This window comes from Bradyrhizobium sp. BTAi1 (assembly GCF_000015165.1).
Lineage (GTDB): Bacteria > Pseudomonadota > Alphaproteobacteria > Rhizobiales > Xanthobacteraceae > Bradyrhizobium > Bradyrhizobium denitrificans.
In genome coordinates this window covers 5878793-5901712 of sequence record NC_009485.1, presented here as the reverse complement: position 1 = coordinate 5901712, position 22920 = coordinate 5878793, and the positions used below count along the sequence as shown (strand labels likewise).

At 63.5% G+C, this 22920-nt stretch carries 17 protein-coding genes; 5 read left to right on the top strand and 12 right to left on the bottom strand.

The window, feature by feature from the left end:
• Positions 1 to 41: 41 nt before the first annotated feature.
• The 5 genes from BBTA_RS26445 to BBTA_RS26425 all read right to left on the bottom strand — a co-directional run bounded on the left by BBTA_RS26445 (position 42) and on the right by BBTA_RS26425 (position 4878).
• Positions 42 to 884 carry an ABC transporter permease gene (locus BBTA_RS26445; protein WP_012045573.1) on the bottom strand — a complete coding sequence of 281 codons (843 nt, stop codon included), beginning with the start codon at positions 882 to 884 and terminating at the stop codon, positions 42 to 44.
• Positions 885 to 1044: 160 nt separating this feature from the next.
• Positions 1045 to 2310 (bottom strand): class I SAM-dependent methyltransferase, encoded by a 1266-nt coding sequence (locus BBTA_RS26440; RefSeq protein WP_012045572.1) that lies wholly within the window; start codon positions 2308 to 2310, stop codon positions 1045 to 1047.
• A 68-nt stretch (positions 2311 to 2378) separates the two neighbouring features.
• On the bottom strand, positions 2379 to 3119 hold the full coding sequence (locus BBTA_RS26435; protein WP_012045571.1) for an SDR family NAD(P)-dependent oxidoreductase: 741 nt from the start codon (positions 3117 to 3119) through the stop codon (positions 2379 to 2381).
• Positions 3116 to 3652, bottom strand: coding sequence for a WbuC family cupin fold metalloprotein (locus BBTA_RS26430; protein ID WP_041750903.1), 537 nt, complete (start codon positions 3650 to 3652; stop codon positions 3116 to 3118). Before BBTA_RS26430 ends, BBTA_RS26435 begins: the two co-directional genes overlap by 4 nt.
• Positions 3649 to 4878, bottom strand: a complete 1230-nt coding sequence (locus BBTA_RS26425) for a class I SAM-dependent methyltransferase (protein ID WP_244424128.1) — start codon at positions 4876 to 4878, stop codon at positions 3649 to 3651. Before BBTA_RS26425 ends, BBTA_RS26430 begins: the two co-directional genes overlap by 4 nt.
• A gap of 1219 nt (positions 4879 to 6097) precedes the next feature.
• Here BBTA_RS26425 and BBTA_RS26415 point away from each other — a divergent pair.
• Complete coding sequence (locus BBTA_RS26415; RefSeq protein ID WP_244424126.1) at positions 6098 to 8140, top strand: TIGR04372 family glycosyltransferase; 2043 nt, start codon at positions 6098 to 6100, stop codon at positions 8138 to 8140.
• Here the strand turns inward: BBTA_RS26415 and BBTA_RS26410 are convergent.
• Positions 8107 to 10533 (bottom strand): TIGR04372 family glycosyltransferase, encoded by a 2427-nt coding sequence (locus BBTA_RS26410; protein WP_244424124.1) that lies wholly within the window; start codon positions 10531 to 10533, stop codon positions 8107 to 8109. The genes BBTA_RS26415 and BBTA_RS26410 overlap by 34 nt on opposite strands.
• 292 nt (positions 10534 to 10825) lie before the next feature.
• Between BBTA_RS26410 and BBTA_RS26405 the strand changes: the two genes are divergently transcribed.
• From BBTA_RS26405 to BBTA_RS26395, 3 genes are read left to right on the top strand one after another with little or no spacing between them, the layout of a single operon-like run.
• The gene (locus BBTA_RS26405; protein WP_012045565.1) at positions 10826 to 12790 is read left to right on the top strand and encodes an acyltransferase family protein; all 1965 of its coding nucleotides are present in this window, start codon (positions 10826 to 10828) and stop codon (positions 12788 to 12790) included.
• Positions 12791 to 12829: 39 nt separating this feature from the next.
• The gene (locus tag BBTA_RS26400; protein ID WP_012045564.1) at positions 12830 to 13903 is read left to right on the top strand and encodes a hypothetical protein; all 1074 of its coding nucleotides are present in this window, start codon (positions 12830 to 12832) and stop codon (positions 13901 to 13903) included.
• Positions 13881 to 15857, top strand: coding sequence for an acyltransferase family protein (locus tag BBTA_RS26395; RefSeq protein ID WP_041750902.1), 1977 nt, complete (start codon positions 13881 to 13883; stop codon positions 15855 to 15857). Before BBTA_RS26400 ends, BBTA_RS26395 begins: the two co-directional genes overlap by 23 nt.
• A 6-nt stretch (positions 15858 to 15863) precedes the next feature.
• Here the strand turns inward: BBTA_RS26395 and BBTA_RS26390 are convergent, their stop codons facing one another.
• The gene (locus BBTA_RS26390) at positions 15864 to 16838 is read right to left on the bottom strand and encodes a TylF/MycF/NovP-related O-methyltransferase (RefSeq protein WP_012045562.1); all 975 of its coding nucleotides are present in this window, start codon (positions 16836 to 16838) and stop codon (positions 15864 to 15866) included.
• A 290-nt stretch (positions 16839 to 17128) separates the two neighbouring features.
• Here BBTA_RS26390 and BBTA_RS26385 point away from each other — a divergent pair, with 290 nt between their 5' ends.
• Positions 17129 to 18274, top strand: coding sequence for a TylF/MycF/NovP-related O-methyltransferase (locus BBTA_RS26385; protein ID WP_041750901.1), 1146 nt, complete (start codon positions 17129 to 17131; stop codon positions 18272 to 18274).
• A gap of 22 nt (positions 18275 to 18296) precedes the next feature.
• Here the strand turns inward: BBTA_RS26385 and BBTA_RS26380 are convergent, their stop codons facing one another.
• The 5 genes from BBTA_RS26380 to BBTA_RS26360 all read right to left on the bottom strand — a co-directional run bounded on the left by BBTA_RS26380 (position 18297) and on the right by BBTA_RS26360 (position 22912).
• Complete coding sequence (locus BBTA_RS26380) at positions 18297 to 19247, bottom strand: TylF/MycF/NovP-related O-methyltransferase (protein WP_012045560.1); 951 nt, start codon at positions 19245 to 19247, stop codon at positions 18297 to 18299.
• 280 nt (positions 19248 to 19527) lie between these two features.
• Positions 19528 to 20190 (bottom strand): class I SAM-dependent methyltransferase, encoded by a 663-nt coding sequence (locus BBTA_RS26375; protein WP_012045559.1) that lies wholly within the window; start codon positions 20188 to 20190, stop codon positions 19528 to 19530.
• A gap of 27 nt (positions 20191 to 20217) precedes the next feature.
• Positions 20218 to 21270, bottom strand: a complete 1053-nt coding sequence (locus BBTA_RS26370; RefSeq protein WP_244424122.1) for an aminoglycoside phosphotransferase family protein — start codon at positions 21268 to 21270, stop codon at positions 20218 to 20220.
• Positions 21248 to 21865 carry a hypothetical protein gene (locus tag BBTA_RS26365; protein WP_012045557.1) on the bottom strand — a complete coding sequence of 206 codons (618 nt, stop codon included), beginning with the start codon at positions 21863 to 21865 and terminating at the stop codon, positions 21248 to 21250. The genes BBTA_RS26370 and BBTA_RS26365 overlap by 23 nt, the downstream gene beginning before the upstream one ends.
• A 9-nt stretch (positions 21866 to 21874) precedes the next feature.
• Positions 21875 to 22912 (bottom strand): zinc-binding dehydrogenase, encoded by a 1038-nt coding sequence (locus tag BBTA_RS26360; RefSeq protein ID WP_012045556.1) that lies wholly within the window; start codon positions 22910 to 22912, stop codon positions 21875 to 21877.
• Between the last annotated feature and the right edge of the window lie 8 nt (positions 22913 to 22920).

Below are 22920 nucleotides of genomic sequence, written 5' to 3'. Positions count from 1 at the left end.
GTGCCGCAAAGCGTGCTGCGAAACAAAGACGGGGCAATGGATCAGGCCCAGTACACGACGCGCGAGCGATAGCGCGTGTAGATGTAGATCATCGCAGCCGTCAAGACGGCTACCGATCCGATGGCACCGGCCCAGGTCGCGAGGTTGGGGACGTCTCCCATCAGCGGGCCACGCGTGACCGCCAATAGATAGGCGATCGGATTGAGGGCGACAACCAACTCGCCTCCCTGGATCTTCGACGGCTCCCAGATGATCGGAGAGATGAAGAACAACAGCTGCAGCACGGCTGCCATCACCGGCGGCACGTCGCGATAGCGCACGCAGATCATCGATACGATCACCGACGCGCTGACGACGAAGACGTAGACGATCATCAAGCCGGCGATCGCGAGCACGGCACCGTATCCGACCGACCAGGGGTAGACGAGCCAGATGAAAGGAATGACGGCGATGTTGTGCAGAAAGATGATCAGATTGCGCTGAACCATGCGCATGACGTGGATCAGGATCGGCATATCCACCGCTTTGATCATGCCGCCCGCATTGATCATCGTGAAGCAGGATTCGCTGAGCGACGAGGAAATGAAGCTCCAGATCGTCATGCTGACCATGAAGTGCGGCAGATAGGTCTTCATGTCGGCGCCGAGGAACCGGCCGGCCACGGTGCCCATGATCAGCGCCGTGATCGCGTTCGTGGCCGTGATCCACCACGGGCCGAGCAGCGTGCGGCGGTATTTCGAACGGATATCGCCGGCGGCGAGTGCGCGCCAAGTGACGTGACGGGTGACGAACGGGGCGATGTCGTTGCGGCAGCGCGCCCAGGAAAAGCGGCGCTGCTCCGCAACCACGAGCCGCTCGACCTGTCCATCGGTCAGGGTGGTCATCCTGCTACCTCGCGAGTGCCGTAAGCGTCTGTTTCACCAGCCGAAAATCGTCCGCCCCCGGCATGCCGGCAGCCGATTATCAGGGTTTGCTGGACCATGTTATGGACAGGCTGTCAACCTGTCAGCTTGGCATGGGCCAGCCGCCGCCCGTTTGGCCTGCTCAGATCGCGCGTGTCCCCGAAGCGTCGACGATGCGCGGTTCCGGAAGCGGCACCAGGAAGCGGCCGCCGGCGTCGAGATAGGCCTGATTGCGCTTGAGGATCGGCTCCGCATAGATCCAGGCCAGGATCACCACGACGTCAGGTTTCCTGGCTGCAAGCTCGCTCGAGGGCAGCACCGGAATGTGCGCGCCGGGGCTGAAGCGGCCGTGCTTGAGCTGATTATCGTCGACGATGAACTTGACCCGATTCTCCAACTCGAAGTGGTAGAGCAGGGTGGTGGTCGTGGTCGATGCGCCGTAGGCGGCGATCAGCTTGCCATCGCTGGCGGCCTTTTCGAGATAAGCGAGCACCTTGTGCTTGCACTGTTCGATGGCGGCAAACCAGTCGCGGTAGATCTGTGGCTTGGTGACGCCGCGGCGTTCCTCCTCGGCGATCAGCTGCGACAGCTCCGCCGAGCGCGGGCGTTTGGCGGTCGATTTCGGCTGGGCGAAGGCCCGGATGGATCCGCCTTTTGTGCCGGTGCGCGCGACATGGAACAGCGTCATGTCGTGCCGGTTCAGGAAGGTCTCCAGCGGGATCAGCGCATGATGCGACACATGCTCGTGGTAGATGGTGTCGAACACCATGTTGTCGATCATGTCGACGATGTAGGACACTTCGAACACGAAGGCGCCGTCATCGGCGAGCAGCAGCCGTATGCCCTTCACCACATCCGACATGTTGTCGATATGGGCGAACACGTTGTTGGCGCAGAACAGCTTGGCTTCGCCCTGTTCCGATTTGATCTTGGCCGCCAGCGCGCTGGTGAAGAAGTCCGGGATGGTCGGAATGCCCTCGCTGGTGGCGGTTGCGGCGATGTCACGCGCCGGGTCGATGCCCTGCACGCGCATGCCTTCATTCTTGAAGGCCTTGAGCAGCGATCCGTCATTGCTGCCCATCTCGACGACGAGGCTGTCCTTTGGAATGGCGAGTGACGAGACGACGGATTGAGCGTAGCGCTTGAAGTGCTCGACGAGTCCGAGCGACACGGACGTCCGATAGGTGTAGTCACGGAACAGCACGTCGGGATCGACGACGTCGAGGTTCTGCAGGTGACCGCAGGTCAGGCACAGATAGCAATCGAGCGGATAGAGGTCCTGCTTCTCGCTCAGCCGGTCCGCCGTGACGAAGGCATCGCCGATTGCGGAGGCCCGGATCGGCAGGACATGCTCGAGCGAGGTCGAACCGCACAGGCGGCAATCGGTCTTGTGCTTCACGTGCTGCATGAATAGGCGATCCTTGGTTGGCGATCCCTGCGGGGGGAAGGTGGCCGAAACGAGATTTGCGGCGCGTTTTACAGGCCCGCGAAGCTCTTGGCGACCTCTTCTTGCCAGACTGTGGACACGCCCCCATCCAGGAACAGGCTCTGCCCGTTGATGAAGGACGCGCGCTCACTGCACAGGAAATCGAGCGCGTCGGCGCATTCTTCCGCCGTTCCGAGCCGGCCAAGCGGGACCAGCCGGCGGTAGGTGTCCATCAGCCGCTCATTCTGCTCGTAGAAGACGCGCGATTCGCGCTTTAGATATGTCAGCGGCATGATCGCGTTGACGCGAATGCCCTGGCGGCCAAGGGTTGCCGCGTAATGACGCACCATGGCATTTAGGCCGCCCTTCACGACATGGTAGCCGACGGGCTGGGAGCTGCCGACGAATTCGGCATAGACGGAGCTGACGACGCCGATCGCGCGGTCACCGGACGGGGCAAAATGTCCGGAAAACCCCTCGATCAGGTCGCGAGAGGCGGTCAGGCCGACCTGGATCTCGCCCGCCCAGGGATCGCCCTGGCCACGGAAGCGCTGGCTCAGCACCAGATAGCGGATGGGGCCGCCAGCCTCTGCGATCCGGGTCCACAATCCGGCATAGCCTTCGCTGTGCTCCAGATCCGCCGGGAAATGGCGCAGGCCGGGCTGGTCGGGAAAGTCGGCCGGGCGCTGGCGCGAGACGACGCTGACCGCACAGCCGCGGGCCAGCAGGCGCTCGACCACCGCGCGGCCAAGACCCCGGGTGCCCCCGATGACGACGGCATGCACGGTCATGCGCTGGCGCCCTGCAGCGCGGCGACACGCTGGACCAGCTCGGCCTGATAGGCTTCGGCCTTGTCGGCGTCGCGGTCCTCTGGCGCGAAATCCGCGAACACGGTGGCGGACGGGCGAAACGGGCCGTTGGTGATCTCGTGCACGATCAACAGATCGCTGCGGATGATCAGCGTGTGGAAAAAGGCATTCGACATCCGATAATAGAATGGACGGCGGCCGCCGGGCGGTCCCAGCTCCACGATCCGCTCGATCTCGCCGTCATCCTTGAACACGACGATATCGACCTCGCCCTCGACGATGTGGAAGGCCTCGCTCTTGCCGGGATGTTTGTGCGGCCGGATGTAGGAGCTGGCATCGATCGCGATGATCATCTCGTGCAGCGAATCATCGCCGTCGGGATGGGCATTGATGCGGGCGCGCCGCTTGGGGCTGGCCTCGACCGCAGCCTTGAGGGTCTCGATTTCGGCCGGCCCGACGGCTGCGATCGGTCCTTCGGCCAGGAACACCTCCGGAGATTTCTGGACGAGGCTCATGGGGCAGGGTCCTTCATGATGGAATTGTCGAGCGCTGCATAGATCGATCGGAATGCCACGCCGCGCGCCGTAAGAGCTGCGAGCTTGTCGCGCACCTTGCCCTCGATATGCGGCGCCACGGCGAACAGGCACAGCCTGATCCGCTCATCCGCTAGCAGCGCCTCCGATCCTACCACAGGGACGCGCCAGCCCGGCGGGAAAAAGCCGTTTTTGTCCGCGTCATCATCCACGGCGAGCGCGATCAGGTCCGAAAGGCCGAAGGCGTTGACGAACATGATGGCGTGGTGGCCGACGCCGAACAGCGCGATGCGGTCGCGATCTGGACCAGCCAAGGCTGTCAGCTTGCTGCGCACCCCGGCGCGGATGCCGGCAAATTCGTCACGATAGGTTTGGAACAGGCGTGAAGGTCCCTGGGGCGCGACCGGCGGCGGCGGTCCTTCCGCAGTGGTCAGGACTGCAACCAAAGCGTCCTCTAGGGCACCCGGATAGCGCAGCAGAGCCAGCACGCGACAGCCGCTGACCTCGGCCAGACGACGCAATGTGTCCTCGACAAAATAGCTGCTGTGTTCCTCCCACAGGAAACAGTAGTCGCGGGCAGCCAAGAACTTGCTGCTGTCGGGAACCTCGATCAGCAGCAGCCCGTCGGGCTTGACCAGAGGTTTCAGGGCCCGGAGCGCGCGCACCGGGTCCGGCGTATGCTCGATCAGGTAGCGGCACGAGACGATGTCGAACGGTCCATGCCGCGCCGCTGCCGCCGACAGCTGCGCCGCATCGAGCCTGGCCTGCCAGGTCTCGAGATAGGGATAGCGGCCGGGCGGGGAGGCGCCGTCGAGGGGCAGCAAGTCGGTGGTGAAGTGACGCGTCTGCAACCTTGTCAGCAAGGGCTGTTCGAACGGGCCAGCGCCGAACGCCGTCGTTGCCTCGGGTCGTAATCGGATCAACTCGTCGACGAGCGCGTCGAGATGGCCCTCCGGTTCGCGGTAGCGAATCCAGGGCACCTCCGGCATCAGGCTTTCAGGGCCAGGCGCGGCAGCGAGCTGGATCAATCCGCAGCTCTCGCATTCGACGATGTCCAGGTCGACTTGCCGCTCGACGCGGCCGTCCTGGCCAAACGCGTTGCATACTGGAAGGCGGCCGAGAGCCAGGGCAGGGACCGTGGTGGAGGTGCTACACATGCGGCATCGGAAAGACATTGCAGCGCCCGTAGCTTCGACAGTCGGTGTCATCTCGCAGAGCTCAGCAAGAAGGTGCCGCCGTGGTGTCTTGTTTCCCTATCAATCCCCCATGCGGGAGGCAGGAAGGCTCTTTACGATGTCCTCGCCGGAAAGGCAATTCATCAGCTCCCTGCGCAATTTGGTACATTGTCTGACGCCCCGACCGGGATGGCTGTTGATCAGGCTGCCGTGCCGAAGTAATCGTTTCGAATGAGTCTTGAGTGACGGCCATGTGGCGGAGTAGCGATTGTCGATACGATCCCAGACGGGGATCGCCGCTTTGGCTGCTTGCAGAGGCAACTCAGGAGCCGGGCAAAGCGGGGGTCTGCGGCTTGCCCGTATCGCCTACCGCGCCGTCGCCGATCATATCGTCGCAACCAACCGGTTGCAACTATCGGATGCTGAATGTGGATATTCTCTCATGCGGCGAGCTAACATGTTCATGAGAACGGTCTCAGGCTCTGTCTACGTCGCCAAGAGCTTTGTCATTCTGATGGCCATGGTTCACGCGCTGAGTTTTTTGGATGTCTGATTTTTTTGGGGGGCCGTTGTGGTCGAGCTACACCTGCTTCAACGCAGCAGGTACCCATTTCGAAGCGACATGATCGAATGTTCGGCTCGAACAGTTTGAAAACGCCTTCGAGCTGAGGCCTGCACACGCTTTCCGAGCTGATCTTGCGCGTTCGTCTCAGTGAGAGCTTCGACATAGATTGATGACCGGCTTCGCCTGCTGGTCTTCTGTTGCATGAATCTGCAGTGGCAAAAGGGGAGCAACTGCGTGAGAGAGACGGTTCTTGTCCTAAGGACAATTCTACGGATGATCTGCGTGAGCACGGCGTGCTTTTCCGTGTTCCTGGCGCTGGGGGGGGGATTCTTCAACTCCGCCCTGGCGGGGCTTACGACGTTCATCTTCATTTCAGTCGGACTCGGCCGGAGGGTGCTCGAGCGGCTGGTTCTATGGTCCACCATCCTGCTCATTGTTGACCGGGCAGGCCTCTTGCCGATTGCCGCGTGGTTGCATCGGATAGTTGCAATAGTTGATCGTACGTTGACTTGATGGCGCAATCGAGAGGGCGGCCACATTGCTCGTTGGCTGTTTTGAGGCGCCGCTTTCAATGCTGGCTTGGCTCTTGAACCCGCACAAACGCCTTGATGGCGTTCCAGTCCTGGTCCTCGACGGGGACTGACGAGTTTCTTGAGAGACAGGCCAAGTCGTCAACCGGAGACAGAGTTGGAGCATCCGATGCAGCTCTTAAGGGCGAGCTTCGAATTTATGAGCCCAAAGCGTACACACGGATTAGCTGAGCGGTCGCCCGCGATCATGGCCTTGTCGGCCGGACTTGCGCGTTCGAGAGAGTTGTACTCGCTGAAGTCACAGCAATGGGCACGCATGTTGAGCGCCTGGGCCGCCAGGATGCTCGGCCTTCTGCCGCCTCGTCTGGCTTTCCTGGTCCTCGTACTGCTCGAAATCGAGCAACTGCGGGGCCGGCATCTGCTCGAAAAGGCTTATCGGGTGCACGTCGCCGCGATGCTGGCGCAGAAGCCGGACCAGACCTTTTCGGGACTTGCGCGGCGATACTTCCCGGTCCAGTCGGCGGAGATCCTGTTGCGGCTCGGAGCCGATCGCGAGGCGTATGATCTCATCGTGCAGGATCAGCTCGCGGCTCGCTCGCTGGACTTGGCAAACACGATGATTCGTTCGCTGATCGAGCTCGCAGAGTTCGAAAAGGCGCATCAGGTTGCCTCACAGCTTCCTCTGCTCGCGGGGCCTGAGCTGGTGGCCCATCTGACTTTTCTCAAGGCCATGCTGGAAATCATAGCCGGCGACGAGACCTGCGCGATCGAAAGCATGACCAGCGCCTGTCAAAGCCTTCCCAGCTACATGCGTCCTCATCAGAACATGGCATCGCGGCCAGCGCGAAACTACCATCCCAATCCACTCGACTTTGCCTGCGGCTCTTTGGGCAGATTGTTCGATCTCTGCAACTTCGTAGGCCAGCGCGTCACTCATGTCGGCCGAGGCGAACTCGGTATCGACCTGTTTGCAAGGGCGCTTGCGGCGCAATCAGAGTTGCGCAGCAAGATCGTGCCGCCCTTGTCGGCGGAAACCAGCTATGTGTTGAGAAGGCTGTCCATTCCACTGGACGAATTGCGGGTCATTCCGGAGGAATGGACGACGCAAATCGGTCACCTCGGGATGCTCGACATCCTGTTCCGGATGCGTGACCTGGGATGGTGGTCGGGGAGGGCGCTGATCGTCGTGCGTTCGAACCTCGTTGCTAACAGGACGTTCTTTCGCCTGTTTGAAGGATTGGCCGACGTCGTGGTGATCGGAGAGACCGTCTCGCACGCGGTCGGTGAGGAGCTGCTGTCACTGCAACGATGGTACGGCATGAACTTCAATGTGTTTCGGCTGCCGAATGGCGAGGTCGTGCCGTGGCAGGAAGCCGGCGCTCTCGCCATCATGCAATGGGAGACGGAAGGGCGGGGCCACGTTTTGCGCGACGCATATGACCGGATTTTCGGGGCGACGCCGCAGGTCCAGGACGTGTTTCGACGGATGCGCAAAGCCTGGGGCATGAAGCCGGACGATTGGTATGTGTGTCTGCATACCCGCGACGCGTCTCACTATGCCGAGGTCGATGGGACCGGTCAGACCCATCGCAACTCGCCGATCGAGACCTACCTTGATGCGATCCGCGCGGTCACCGACAAGGGAGGCTGGGTGATCAAGCTCGGTGGTCCGAATTCGCCCAGGCTGCCGTCCCTCGATCGCACAATTGACTATGCATTGAGCGACTTCCGCTCCGAATTGATGGACATCTGCCTGATCCGGAACGCCAGGGCGTTCATCGGCACGACCTCTGGATTGACGAATGTTGCGATCAGCTTCGGTGTTCCGAGCGCCCTCGTCAACTGCATCACGACAGATCCGCAGTTATGGAACCGCGACGTTCGATTTGCGCTAAAGCCCGTGCGCCTGGCGGACGGCACGATGCTGACGCAGGCGCAACTGACAACGGCCCCGTGGCGGTGGCGGCTGTTCGATGCCGGTGTTCTCGATCGTAATGGCGCGCATCCGCAGAACAACACCGCGGACGAAATTCGCGCTGTAGCCGAAGAGGTGGTCGATCTGGCCTCGGGGCGTCACGTGAATGGCGGCTCGCAACGTCTCTTGGCGCGCTGGCAGGAACAGCTGCCCACACCCCACTATTACGGCACCAGCAGAATCAGCGCCTATTATCTCAGCAAGTATGAAGCCGCCCTCCTGTAGCCGCCGCGGAGGGGTCGATCTGCCCAGGGGTCTCTCAGCAGGTTTCGGGCGTGCTTCTCCAGGAAATATTTGCTCGGCCGCGAGCTGCCGAAGAAACCTGGCACCTGAACGTGGCGCTCCCAGCCGACGTCCACCTCGGGGACAGGGCCTGTGCGCTGGGGATCCGAGATGTCGAGGACCTCGCGTACGGTCTCCAGGATCTCGTCCGAGCTGCTCTCGCTGACGACGAGTTCGGCGCGCGCTACGGACTCATATGTCGGGTAGGCCCAGCGATACTGCTCTGACGTCCACTCGCTGAGGGACAGCATGCGGCCGTCCGTCCTGTGCACCGGCTTGAGCGCGAAGCGGGTGTCCGTTGACCACAACAGGCCGATCGAGCTCAAGGCGTTCACCATGGCCGTCGGGATGCCGAAGCTCGTTGCCACATAGGCAAAGCCGGAGGTGGTTCCAATGAACATGCGGGCGCGGCGCATCAGATGGATGTCCATCGCCGGAAACTGGTCATCGCTGCGGGCATAGTCGATCACCCGCGCCATCTTCGGAAACGGGGGGACCTTGCGACCGCCCATCCGCACCACCCAGCCGCCGCATTCGGTGATGTGGCGGACCGCCTCGATATAGGTTGCGAGCGAGGCGTTGCGGATGGATTCGCCGACGCCCTCGGTATCGTTGCGCGTCTGGGCATCCCGCACATGGAGGCAGACGAACCAGTCGCCGTCAGCCATGCCCCATCGCCGTCGATAGTCCTGGTAGGTTTGCTCGATGCGAGAGTCGGCGAGCAAGCGGCGGTCGTAGATGTCGCGCAGCGGAAAAGTGCGTTGCCGGCTTTCCCACTGCTTGAGCGCCAGTGATCCCGCATCGTTCCAGTACACGGCGCGTCCGTCCTCGAAGCGGAAGGCCTGGTGCGAATCGCCGAGGAAGGGCGTCAGGCTGGCGAGCTCGTGCCAGACGCCCGGACTGGCGTTCTCGCCCAATGTGAGCGTCGGGCAGATGTCGGAGAACAGCGACAGGAACGGCTTGTTGGCGATCCGGTCCTTGTCGGCGAGCAGCAGGGGCTGACCTTGCCACCAGCCCATTTCCCGCATCATCAGGTGCACGTTGAGATGGCCATTGTGGCCGATGAGCGCGCTCCAGTCCGGAGAGAGCAGCTTGACGTCGGGCAGATCGGTCTCGAGCTTCTTGAGAAGGACCTTGAGCTCGGCGCTGGGAGCCGGCAAATGACGGCGCAGCCGCTGCTGGGTATCGGTCAGCTTGATATAAACCTGGGGGACATGAAAGCCCTCGCCGCTGTGATAGGTCGTCAGCAGCAGGTTGCGATAGGCGTAGAACAGGTTGATCTCCGCCAGGACCTCCCGCTGGGGATGGTCGGCAGGAAACCGCTCCCAGTACTGGCCGTGGTCCTCGCGTGCGACAAGGATGTCGTCGTGCCTGGGCAGGTCGAGCTGATGGACCAGCGTCTCGATCAATTCCTTGTCGCAGAAGTATTCCGGGACGTAGCGGTCCAGAGGGGCTTCGAACAGCTCGGGGTCGCCGTCTCGGCGGGCGTCGGCCTGTCGCCCCTCGAAACTCTTCTGCTCGAACCGGAAACTCCGGTGCTCGAGCATAACTTTGATCATCCCGGCAAAGCGGCGCAGGTGCTGCGGGCGGAGCGCAGTCCAATTGATCGTGTGGGCCTGCGCGAGCAGCTCCATGAAATAGCCCGACATCAGCTTCTTGATCAGCTGGCCGATCGACTCCATGAACTCATCGTCGACCCGCTCCCAGTCGATGTTGGGAAACAGCTCAAGAACGCGCTTTTCCTTCTCGCAGATCAGCAGGAACAGGATCAGCTCGTTGCAATACTGATCCGAGCGCGGCTTGGAGAGCACCCATTGCATTTCCTTTTCCAGATGGGGGCCGCAGAAATAGCGAAACTGCCGGTCGAACTCGTTGCGATGCGCATGGCGGCGAAAGATCAGGGCGACCATGAAGGCCTGTCGGAACGTCAGCAGCGCAAAGATCAGGTCCTTGAACGGTTCGGCACGGTCTCCGGCTGCATTGAGGTACCAGCTGATCGCCTTCACGACACGTGCGGCCAGGCTCCCCTTCCATGATCGGATCACACCCGTCGGGCTTGGCGCGGGCTGGCCGGCCGGAATTGGAGGAGCGGACACGAAGGACATTTTGGAGCCCCATACATGAGCGCGACAGTTGTATAATTCATGATTATACTCGTTTTTGAATATAGAGCTATTCAGCTGACCGCAAGCCGCGGGGCAGCGAGGCTCGGCGCAGCGAAAGAGGTGGACGGCATGGAGATCAGTCTTGACTGTCGCCGTGGTGATGGCGGTTCCTTCGGTATTGTCATGCTTGTCAGGGAACCGGCCGACCGCTAGCTTTTGCCGGCGTTTCATGAGTTGTGGTCGGCGCCAGCCGTTGCGGAGGTCGCCTCGCAATCAGGAGGCTGCCGCTCTTGCGACGCCGGTCGGCCAAAGAGGGCGAGGGCATCCTGACGTATGCCTATGGATCCACAGACCGCCGGCCAAGCCTGTTGTTAGCAGCGCTGATTGCCACCAGGACGGTCGATGAGTTCCTGGAAAAGCGTGTGAATATCTCCGAACTTGTCAGCAGCCGGCGGCTGTCGCGCTGCGTCCTTTGGACGCAATCGATTGTTCTCCCGAAGTTGTCCTGGAGCGACCCGAACCGATGAACTTTGTTCAGCCGAACCTTGCCTTTGACAAGGCCCGCGCGACGCCGCTCGGCTATCGCAAGGATATTGACGGCCTGCGCGCGATCGCCGTGCTGCCGGTTCTCATTTACCACGCATTTCCCACCGCAGTCCCGGGTGGCTTCTACGGGGTCGATATCTTCTTCGTCATCTCCGGCTATCTGATCACCGGAATCATCCACAAGCAGATGCTGTCGAGCACGTTCAGCATCGCGGATTTCTATGTCCGCCGGGTCCGCCGCATCTTTCCGGCGTTGATCACGGTGGTGCTGGTCACGTTTCTGATCGCATGGTTCGTGCTGCCGCCGCGCGAGCTGAAATCGCTCGGCACCAACATCGCGGGCGGCGCCGTCTTCATCCAGAACTTCATTCTGCTCGGGCAGGTCGGCTATTTCGATCTCGCCGCCGAAAAGAAGCCGTTGCTGCATCTCTGGTCGCTCGCGATCGAGGAGCAATATTACATCGTCTGGCCGATCCTGTTGTTGTTGATCGGGAGCCGGCGCCGCAGAAGCCTGGCGATCACGCTTGCGCTGGCGGCGGCGTCGTTCATTGCCTGCCTGATCGTGCAGCCTCGTGCGCCCGATTACGCGTTCTATTTGCCGGTGACGCGGGCGTGGGAGCTGCTGGTCGGCTCCGGTCTGGCACTCTGGCTGGATGGACGCGATGCGGAGGCTCGCCCGCAGCGGCTGATCGACCACCGGCTCGTGCGCGAGCTCATCGCATGGGCCGCGTTGCTCGCGATCGTGGTCGCGTTCTGGCGCTACGGTCGCCCGACGCCGCATCCGGGCGTTCACACGCTGCTGCCGGTGCTCGGCGCCGCCGGCCTGATTGCGACCAGCGGCACACTGGTGCATCGCTACATTCTCTCCTCGATGCCCGCCGTCTTCGTCGGCCTGATCAGCTATCCGCTCTATCTCTGGCACTATCCGCTGATGGCCTATGCCCGCATCCAGTTCGTCGATGCGGTGCCGGCGTGGGTCATGATCGCCATCATCGCAGCCAGCCTGGCGTTGGCCTGGGCGACCTACCGCTTCATCGAGCGGCCGATCCGCTTCGGTCGCCAGCTGGTGCCGCTCAAGGTCGGCGGCCTGCTCGGAGCCATGGCGGCCCTGGGCATCCTCGGTGTCGTGGCTGACCAGACCAATGGTTTGCCGGTCCGGATTCCGGCCGAGCTCCGCGGCTTCATGCTCGACGGCAGCGAAACTGCGCGCTTCTGGCGGTCGGAAAAGTGCCTGCTGAAGCCGGATCAGAGCGCGTCCGAGTTTTCACCGGACTGCGCAGGCACTGGCCGGCATCCTCTCATCCTGGTGTGGGGGGATTCCTATGCGGCATCGCTCTATCCGGGACTGGCCCATTTCGGTGCAGAGCGCGGATTCGAGGTCGCGGAGTTCACGGCTTCCGCCTGCCCGCCGCTGCTCGGTTTCGTCCATCCGGAGCGGCGGTTCTGCAAGGGTGCGAACGACTTCGTCATCCAGAAGGTGGCGGAGCTCAAGCCGGATCTGGTGCTGTTCTATTCGACCTGGAGCTACAGCCCGGACGCCCTCCGCGACGGACTCGATAAGACGGTGTCGGCGTTGAAGGCGCTCAATGTCCCGCGGATCGCCCTGCTCGGACCGCCGGCGACCTGGCTCGGCGACAGCCTGCCGGCGAATATTCTCGACTATTATTTCCGGACGCACACCGTGCTGCCGGCGCGCACCAAGTTCCGCTCGAACGACAACTGGACGCGGGCGCTGGATGAATTTCTGGAGGCGCAAGCGCAGCGCGTCGGCATCCAATACATCTCGGCGCGCCGGATGATGTGCAACGACGACGGATGTCTCGCGCGGATCGGCGCGGATGGAGCCGACCTGACGGCCTATGATTCCGGCCATCTGACCAATCCAGGCTCGGTCTTCATTGCCAGGCAGACGCTGGAGGCGTTGCCTGGCTTCGATAAATAAGCCGTCGTCCGAGCGCCTGGGGCCGCGATGGATGATCCGATGGAGCTGACCGGTCGCGCCGGCGAGAAGGCCAGGGCCGGGGGCCTCGGTCCAGCTGGACGACGCTATCTCGGCTGCCTGCTCGGACTGACCGCGGCGATGCTGGGCGGCCTCGGCGTCTGGCTGGGGGCGCAGGGCGGCGACCATTTCAGTGCGATCAGCAGGGCGGACGACCGGGCGTGGTATCGCAATTTCGGCGGCGACAGCGTCACCGAGATCCAGGACCAGGATCTGTTCTATCATCACATCGGCCGCTCGATCGACCATGCGCGCCAGGCCGACGTCATCATCCTCGGATCATCCCTGGTGTCGTTCGCGGTCGACCAGGCCATCATGCGCGAGCGCCTCGAACAGCGCTACGGACTGAAATTCTACAACATGGCGTTTGTCGGCGTCGCCAGCGGCGAGTTCGTGCGGCAGATTGCGAACAAGCATCACATCCGTCCGCGGCTGTGGATCGTGAATGCCGATGACGGCGGAGGCGGCGGCAACTTCTTCCACCGGAACCTGATGCGGTCCTTCGGCGCCGACGCCCGCCAGATCCCGAGCATCAGGCTCAGCCGCTTCGGGGCGTATTATGAGGTGTTAAGGCGCAATCTGCGATGGCGGCTGGAAGACGCGACGCGGGATGTTCGTCGCTCGTTCGCGGCGCCGAGAGCCAACGCGATTCCGCCTTTCGAACGCGACGACCGGACTGGAGCCGCTGACATGCGCGCGTTCCCGCGCTTTCTCGCCGACGGCAATCCGGGTGTGAAGATGACGCGCGATCCGGACTGCCATACCACGCCGGACGTGATTGCCAATGCGCGCGAGTTCGTACGGTCGCTCGGCGCGCCCGTCGTGATGACCTTGGTGCCGAACTTCCACGGCTGCAGAACTCAGGTACGCGAGGTCGCGGACGCGATTGGCGTCGAGATGGCGATGCCGGCACGCAACGACTATTCGAGCTGGGACGGCGGTGGCCATCTCGACCACAGGGGCGCCGCCGACTTCACCCTTGATCTCGTCAGCGCGCTGGAGAAGACGAGCGCGTTTCAGCGGATTCGCGAGAATGACGATCGCCAGCAGCGTTGAGCTCCGAGCCGCGGGCTCCGCCTCGTCGTCGCGCAGCACGGCGCAGGCGTTGACCTATCGGCCCGACATCGACGGGCTGCGCGCGGTCGCGGTGATCGCGGTGCTCATCTACCACGCCTTTCCGCAGCTGCTGCCGGGCGGCTTTGCCGGCGTGGACGTCTTCTTCGTGATCTCGGGCTATCTGATTACCGGGATCATCGATCGGCAATGCGCCGAGAAGAGCTTCAGCTTTGCAAGGTTCTACGCCCGCCGCATCCTGCGGATCTTTCCGGCTTTGATCGCCGTCGTGCTGGCGACATTCCTGATCGCGTGGTTCGTGCTGTCGGTGGCCGAGATGGAAGCGCTCGGGACCAACATCAAGGGCGCCGCAGCGTTCGTCGAAAACTTCATGCTGAACGAGCAGATCGTCGGCTATTTCGATCCTGGCGCCGAACGCCTTCCGCTGCTGCACCTGTGGTCGCTGGGCATCGAGGAGCAATACTACATCATCTGGCCGGCTGCCTTCGTGCTGATTGCCCGATGGCCGTCGCACAAGGTGGCCATCATTGCAGCCTTGGGGATCGGCTCCTTCGTGCTCTGTCTCGCGACACCGGCGCAAGATGCGGCCTGGGCGTTCTACTCCCCGACCACGCGGGGGTGGGAGCTGCTGGCGGGCTCGCTTGTGGCGGTCTGGAGGACTCCGCGCCCGATTGTTCAAGCGGCCCCGTTGGCCGGCAACCTGCTCGCCGGCTTCGGCGCGGCCGGACTCCTCGTCGCATTTTTCCTCGTCAGCGGCAACTCGCCCTGGCCCGGCGTTCGCACCATCGTCCCCGTGGCGGCGACCATGGCACTGATCGCGACCGGCGGCACATTCGTGCATCGCATGCTGGCTCAGCCTCCGCTGGTCTTCGTCGGCCTCATCAGCTACCCGCTCTATCTCTGGCATTATCCGCTGATCGCCTTCATGAAGCTTCAGGTCGGTGGAGCCGCCCCGGCTTGGATGCTGCTGATGATGCTCGGGCTGAGCGCCGTGCTGGCATGGCTCACCTACCGCTTCATCGAGCTGCCGATCAGGTTCGGCGCGGCGCCCATGTCCTGGCGGGTCTGGCCGTTGCTGGCCGCCATGACGGCCACGGGAGCGGTCGGAATCCTTGCGACGAGCACGCGCGGCCTGCCGGTCCGGTATGCCCCTGAGATCAGGGGCTTCTTGCTGTCCGGCAGCGAGACGTGGTCGCACTGGCGTCGCGGCCGCTGTCTGCTTGTTCTGCAGCCGGCTTCGGCCTTCGGCGCCGACTGCGCCGGGCAGGGCGGTCGGCCGCTGCTGCTGATCTGGGGCGATTCCTATGGCGCGGCGCTCTATCCAGGCTTGCTCCATTTCTCAGTGGAGCGCGGCTATGACGTCGCGCAGTACACCGCGTCCGCCTGTCCGCCGCTGATCGGCTACACGCTGGACGCTCGGCCGTTCTGCAAGAGCATCAACGACGACGTCGTGCTGCGGATCGGGCGCCTGAAGCCCGACGTCGTCATTCTCGACGCCACCTGGGGCTATGCCGAGGCGGTGCTGCGCGAGGATCTGCCGCGTACGGTCGCTGCGCTCAGGGCAAACGGCATTGCCAGGATCGTGCTGATGGGCCCGCCGCCGAGCTGGCTGGGCGGCGGCCTGTCCGCCAACGTGCTGGACTACTACCGGCAAACCGGACAGCTGCTGCCGGAGCGGACCCTGTTCCGCTCCAACGATGAATGGACGCACGGCCGCGACGCCCTGTTCCGCGAGCTCACCCGTGAGCTCGGCATCGACTACATTTCGGTGCGCGACGTGTTCTGCAACGACGAGGGCTGTCTCAGCCGCATCGGTCCCGGCGCCTCGCAACTGACGGCATTCGATCCGGGGCACCTCACGGTGCCAGGTGCCATCTTCTTGGCGGGCCACACGATCGGCGACCTCTTAGGTTCCGCCCGGCGGCCGTCGCCGTAAGCCGGGTCAGATCGGATCGGCCGGAATGCCACGATAGGAATGGATCAGGAAGCGCGTGCCGCCGACCGAGTAGTCGCCACTGTTGGAGGCCTCGATCGCGAACATCTCGACCAGCTCCTTCCAGGCTTGCCGCTCGCCGGTGGTCGGGATCGCGCGATTGGCATTCCAATCGTCGAAGCAGATGACGGCGCCGATCGAGATCATGCCGCGCTCGAACAACGGGACCAGCGCATCCATGGTCGACTGATACAGGTCGCCGTCGAAATGGATCATCGCAAAGCGCGTCTCCGGCGGCAGCGTCTTCACGGTATCGGCGAACCAGCCCTCATAAAGTTCGAAACGGTGCGGCGGCAGGATCTTGCCGATGCGCTCGCGCAGCTCGGGCGCCGCCAGCACCTTGCAGCCGCCCTTGGCCCACGCGCCGGAAATCACATGCGGCGCGACCTGATCGATCGGAGAGGTGATCTCGGGCAGTCCCTCGAAGCTGTCGAACAGCCGCAACACGCGAAACGGGTTTTCGCCCGAGGCGCTCTTGGCAAGCGGCTGACGCTGAAGATCAAACACCATCGACATCGCCAGCGTTGCCGCGCTGAAGCCGCCCATCGTGCCGAATTCCGCGACGTCGCCGTTCACATGCGCGCTGTTGATGTATTGAACGCTGAGCGTGAGCGCCTTGGCGATCTCCTTGGCGGGCAGGATCAGCACGTCCTCATAACCGTAATAAGACGCAGGCGAGGGGAGCTGCTTGGCCTTGTATTTCTCGAGCGCAATGTCCTGGATCACCCGCCCGTCGTCGCTGCCGTGAAAAGCGGGAGCTGCGATCGCGATGGCCGGTGTGATGGCGGACGCGCTCGCTTCATCCGGACCATATGGCCAGGGCAACGGCGGCTCGAACATGATGGCGCGCTTGACCGACCGCAACCAATAGAGCGCCGGCGGCGGCAGCACATTGGCAAGCCCATTCTTCAACGCGGTAAGCATTGACACATCTCCGATGCGGTCCAAGCCAATAGCCACGCGACCTTACAACAAGCGGCTGTTGCGCGAGCTGCGGCCTAGCCATCTCGCTTAACGGCCCCAGGAGGGCTCTGCAAGGGAAAGGTCAGTCGGCGGCCTAGCAGCTGCGGACCGCGGTCCGTTTCATTTCGCAGGAAAGGCAGTGCGTTGTCGCGCTCCTGGGGCGCATTCTCTCGACACGTCCGGGCATTGGACAAGTCTCCGGAGACCTGCGACAACAAGGTCGTCGACAGGCATGGCGACCGGGAGGGGCAATGGGACTGATCGCAGCCGGAAAAAATGCCACTAACCAGATGTTGCGCTCGTTTGGTTTGCAGTTGGTCCGAACCGAGACGATCGACCGGCTTGCAGCGGTCGCACGCGCCCCGGTGGTGCCAGAACCGCAGCCGCCGGCTGCAGCCGTGGTTACCCCTGCGGCGCCTGTCGTGGTGGACCCCGTTGCTCAACAGGTGGAGATAGCGTTTCAGAGCAGCGTCGAGGCCAACAAGTTCCGCATGACTCCCCGGGATGGCGAACCTGTAGAGACCGTCAGCCGGGCCTATCTCACGACGTTGCAGCGTGAGTCGGCTGCGCTCCGTGCACAGGGCGACGAACTGGTGCGCCTGCGCCGTACGGTCGAACTCTTGTCGGCCGGAGGAGCGTCCGCGCAGTCGCCATCTTCGCCCTCGGTCGAGGTCGAGCGTCCGGCGGGCGACGGCATATATGTTCCGGTCTACGATTTCGACGGGTTGCGCAACGATCCCTACATTGTTCACAACCACGACTTCATGCGGGATCCGCGCTTCGTTGCCGCCTACAAACGCGCCGTCCAGGCGACCGTCATCGATCATCGCTATTACTGGCGCGTCCATGTCGCGCTGTGGTGTGCGAGCCTGGCGCTGCGGCTGGACGGCGACTTCGTCGAATGCGGCGTGTGGAAGGGACTCCTGAGCACCGCCATTGCCTCCTATTACGATTGGAACAAGGTGGGCCGGAAGTTCTTCCTGTTCGACACGTTCCGGGGCGTCGACGAGACTCAATTGGCGGACGAGGAGCTGATCAACATTCCGCATTTCCGCATCGGCTATGGTGAGGACATCTATGACCACGTCGTCCGTAATTTTGCGGAATTCAAGGACGTCGTGATCACCCGCGGCAGCGTTCCGGAGACGCTGACCAGCGTCGACATCGGCAAGGTCGCCTACCTCTCGATCGACATGAACAATGCGGCCCCCGAGATCGCCGCCGCGACCTATTTCTGGGACAAGCTGTTGCCGGGCGCGCCGATCCTGCTCGATGACTACGGGTTCGTGCGCTACGAGGCCCAGAAGGAAGCGTTCGACAAGTTTGCAGCGGAGCGGGGCGTCGCCATCCTGGCGCTGCCGACCGGACAGGGCCTGATGATTAAACCCTATTCCTGATCCCAGACGAGCGGACGCCGCGTCAGTCCATCCGCGGCTTCATGCCGCGGTAGGAATGGATGATGAACTTCGTGCTCTGGATCGCGTAGTCGCCGGAGTGGCTGGCGACGATATTGAAACGACTGACCAGATCGGCCCAGGCCTTGCGCTCGCCGGCGTCCGGGTCGGCTTCGTTGCAGTTCCAGTCGTCAAAGCAGATCACGGCGCCCTTGGAAATGAAGCCGCGTTCGAAACACGGGACCAGCGCATCCATGGTCGACGAATACAGATCGCCGTCGAAATGGATCAGGGCGAGGCGCGTATCGTCAGGCAGCTGCTTGACGGTATCAGAGAACCAGCCTTCGTAGATCCGGACCCGGCTCGGTGGAATGATCGCCTCGACCATGGTCCGCAGTTCGTTTGCACTGAGGATCCGGCAACCGCCTTTTGACCAGGTTCCGGACTTCACGTGCTGCGACTCGAGGTCGACTTTGTCGGTGATCTCCGGCAGCCCCTCGAAACTGTCGAACAAACGCAAGGTGCGCAGCGGATGGTTCGGCTGGTAGCGCGGATCGAACACCATCGCGTTGGCCAGCGTTCGCGCGGTGAAGCCGCCCATGGTGCCGAATTCGGCGATGTCGCCCTTTACGTCGGCGCTGTTGATGTACATCACGCTCAGGGTCAGCGTGCGCGCGATCTCCTTGGCCGGCAGGATCAGCACGTCATCGACGTCGAAGAACAGATACGGCGCGCTGATCTTGTGGGCGTCGAGCCGTTCCAGCGCCTCGGTCTGTCTCGTCCGCGGTTCATGCGCAGCCGGTTGCACCTCATCAGTGGGCGCGGAGACGGCTTCGGATGCAGGCGCGGGCGCTTCGGCCGCTTGCGGGCGCTCCGGCGGCGGCTGCCCCATCAGGGCGCGCTTGATCGAGCGCAGCTTGAAGAGCGTTTGAGGTGGCAGTCCTTCAGCAATCGCAACCTTCAATGACTTCGTCATTGGCAGCCCCGTCCCGTGCTCTTGCCTCTGGAAGCACATTTATAGAGACATTCTGCAGAGATCGCAAAAGCGCCATCCCCCCCAGACGGTGTGGGTCTGCTTTCGCTCCGCCGACACCTGCCGCGGGGCCTTCACGAGGCGGACTATGCTCGATCGACCGGAATTCGCCGGGTCGTCAGCGCGATGAGCCCTGTGCCGCCCTCGCGCCCTCCCGGTGAGAGGGCGAGGGCCAGCTTGTCGGGCGACGGTGGAAGAGCCGGCCGCCGCCCGTCGTTCCGTCTCATTCGAAGAAAATGAATTCGTGGTCGCCGGTGTAGCCCGAGCGCTTGAACTCGAACGCCCATTCCTCGGGGGTGTGGAAGATGCGGCAGGTGAGCTGCCAGTACATCAGGTTCACCTTCTCGCGCTCGTTGCGGTAACCCTCGACGCAGAGATATTTGGCGCCGCGACTGACGCGCTCCATCTCGCGCAGCGCGGCATCGAGATCGTAGTTGTAGAGATTGTGCAGCGTGTTGATCGAGATGACGAGATCGAAATACTTGTCGGGGTAGGGCAGCTTGGCAGCGCTGCCGACCTGGCAGAACGGCTTCACGCTTTCCATCGTATGCTCGACTCCATAGGAGGAGATGTCGATGCCGGCGACCTCGAGATCCGGGATGGCCTCGCGGAAATCGTGCAGGATGAAGCCCTTGCCGGAGCCGACGTCGAGCACGCGCATGCCCGGCTTGATGCCGTAGGTCTCGATCATGGCGTCGGCGACCTTGCGCCAGCGGCCGTCATATTTATAGCCGCCATAGCCGGTCTCGCGGCTGCCGTCCCAATAGTCATAGTCGAACTTGATCGCCATCTCGGCGACATCGGCCTTGTCGCGCTGGGTGACGCGCGCGAGATAGTCGCGCTTGGTCGATTTGTGGACGAGACTGACGAACTCGCGATAGGCCATGAAGATCTCCGGGCGTTACGATATCGGTTAGTCGGATGTGGCGCCGATCAGGCCGAGCTGCGCTTCGGCCTTGGCGAGCTGCACGGCGCAGCGTTGCGCCCAGGCGCCGGTGTCGGCGAAGGCGCGTCTGACGGCGCCGAGCGGCAGGAAGTCGTTCAGGATGATGCAGGTCCACTTGACCTGGTAGGCGTCGAGCAGCAGGCGGCAGCGTGCGACGCTGGCCGCGTCGAGTCCGAGGCCGTCGGCCAGCCGGTCGATGAAATGCTCGTGCGCGGCGAGCGGCACCGGCACCTCGGGCTGGCAGAAGAAGTCCGACACCAGCTTGGCCGGGTCGTCGCGGCCGGCATATTCGAAATCCAGGAAGGTCAGCTTGCCCTGGTCGTCGATCAGCGCGTTGTGGAAGCCGAAGTCGGATGGGGACAGGCAGACCTGATCGGCCGGAATGGCTGCATCGAGGGCAAGGCCTTCGGCCGCGGCGCCGCGCAGAATGGTTGCCTTCACCTCTGCCCAGGCCGGCTGCAGCCGCGTTGCGACGAACTGCCTGGCCTCGGACACGTGCGGCACGTCGGCATCGAGCGTCGCAAGCCGGGCCACGCGGCGCTCGACGGTCGCGATGTGCTCGGCGAGCGAGAAGCAGGCTTCCGATCCCGGCGCCAGAGTGGGGCGCGGCGGGGCATTCACCGCGAGCACGAAGTCAATCGCGGCATCCACATGAGCCGGCGCCAGCTCGGCGGCGGTCAGCTTGCGTCCTTCGACGAAGCTGTAGAGCCCGGCCTGCACGGCGCGGTCGCAGGCCATCGGCTCGGGCACGACGCGAACACCGCGCGACCAGGCATGGCTGATGAAGCTCCACTCGGCGCCCAGCCGGTCGCGGCTGTCGCGGGCGTCGGTGAAGTAACGCTTGAGGACGAGGGGGCCAGCCTCGGTGTCGACGCGAAAGACCTGATTGTTGCGGCCGCCGGCCAGACGCGTCAACGCCGTGGGGGTGGCCTTGCCGGCCTGCGCAGCGAGGCGCTGCGCCAGCGCCAGCAGGGCGGCATCGGTGTCCGCGCCGGCCTCAGCCGCGGTCACGGACGACATCCGCCGCGATCTCGACCCAGGAGGCGCGACGCTCGTAAGGCACGGGCTTGGCTGCGAACTGGTTTTCCGGATCGAACAGCACCTTGCGCATCCCGTCCGGAAATCCGCTCATCGCCAGGATCTCCGGCAGATCGTCGACGAACAGCTCGCAGGCCAGCGCATGGGCGCGAGCCACCTTCTCGTCCTTGGTCAGTTCGAAGAACACCCTGTCGGGCGCGATCTGGCCGGACGCTTCGCCCATCAGGCCGCGGTCGGTCAGGAAGCCGCGCGCGGCGGCATGCATGTCGTGCTTCGGGCCCAGAATGGGGTGCTTGGTCTTATGGCTGACGATGAACAGGTCATGGCCGGCGGCCCGCGCCGCGGCGACGAACTCCGCGAAGCCGGGGTAGGGCGACACCAGGTCCATGCGGGCGCCGTAGACGTAGCCCTGCAGCTCGGTGAAGTCGTCCTTGCGGCCGCTGCCGTTGAGATGGTCGCGGACGCTGTTCTTGTCGCGGCCGAGATCGGCCGGGATCAGGCCGCGCTCGAGGGCTGCCGCATGAAACACGCCGTCATAGCAGGCGATCGTGTTGTCGAAGTCGATCCCGATCCGCATGGCCTGGACTTAACGCAGCGACATGTCGATCAGCGGACGGCCGACCTTGCCGGCGGCGAGATCCTGCAGCGCCTGATCGGCCTGGGCGAGGCTGTAGGGCTTTGACAGGAGGTCCCGCACCGGGAAACGGCCGGAGTTCAAGAGCCGCCCGTAGCGCCCGTAGTCGCGATCCGGCATGCTGTCGCCACCCCAGGTGCCGAGCAGGCTCTTGCCCTGGTTGAAGACGCCCGGATTGAGCGACAGCACGGCGCCGTGCTTGGCATTGCCGATGACCACCGCTCGGCCGCCCTGCTGGCGGGTGGCGTTGATGGCCTGCTCCATCACGGCCGGAATGCCGGAGGACTCAACCGCGAGATCAACGCCCTGCGGCACGATCTTCTTGATCTCGGCCAGCACGTCGCCGGAGGCGTCGATCACATGGGTCGCGCCGTAGATCTGGGCGAGCGCACGTCGCGTCGGGTTGGGGTCGATGCCGATCACCGGCATGGCGCCGGCGAGTGCGGCGGCCATCAGCGCGTTCAGACCGATGCCGCCGGTGCCGAACACGGCGACCGCATCGCCGGGCTGGACCTTCAGCACGTTGTAGACCGCGCCCATGCCAGTCGGAGCGGCGCAGCCGAGCAGCACGGCGACATCCATCGGCAGGTCCGGCGGCAGCAGGGTCAGGCGGTTTTCGCTGACCACGGCATGGCGCTGGAAGGTGGTGACGCCGCCGGCGTTGACCTTCTTGCCGTCCCAGTCATAGACGGCGCCGCCCGCCTCGATGCCCGTGCCCTTGATCCAGGACAGTACGACCTTGTCGCCGACCTTGACCTTGGTGACGGCGCTGCCGGCTTCGATCACCGTGCCGGTGCCTTCATGGCCCAGGCAATGCGGCACCCATTTGTCCTCGCCCTTGTCGCCGCGCCACTCCATCACCTGCGTGCCGCAGGCGCCGGAATAAGCGATCTCGACCAGGACCTGCCCCGGCTTCAGGGCCGGCGTCTCGATCTCGGCCAGGACGAGCGGCTGGCCGGTCTGGACCAGGAGGGCAGCTTGGGTCTTCATGTGATGTC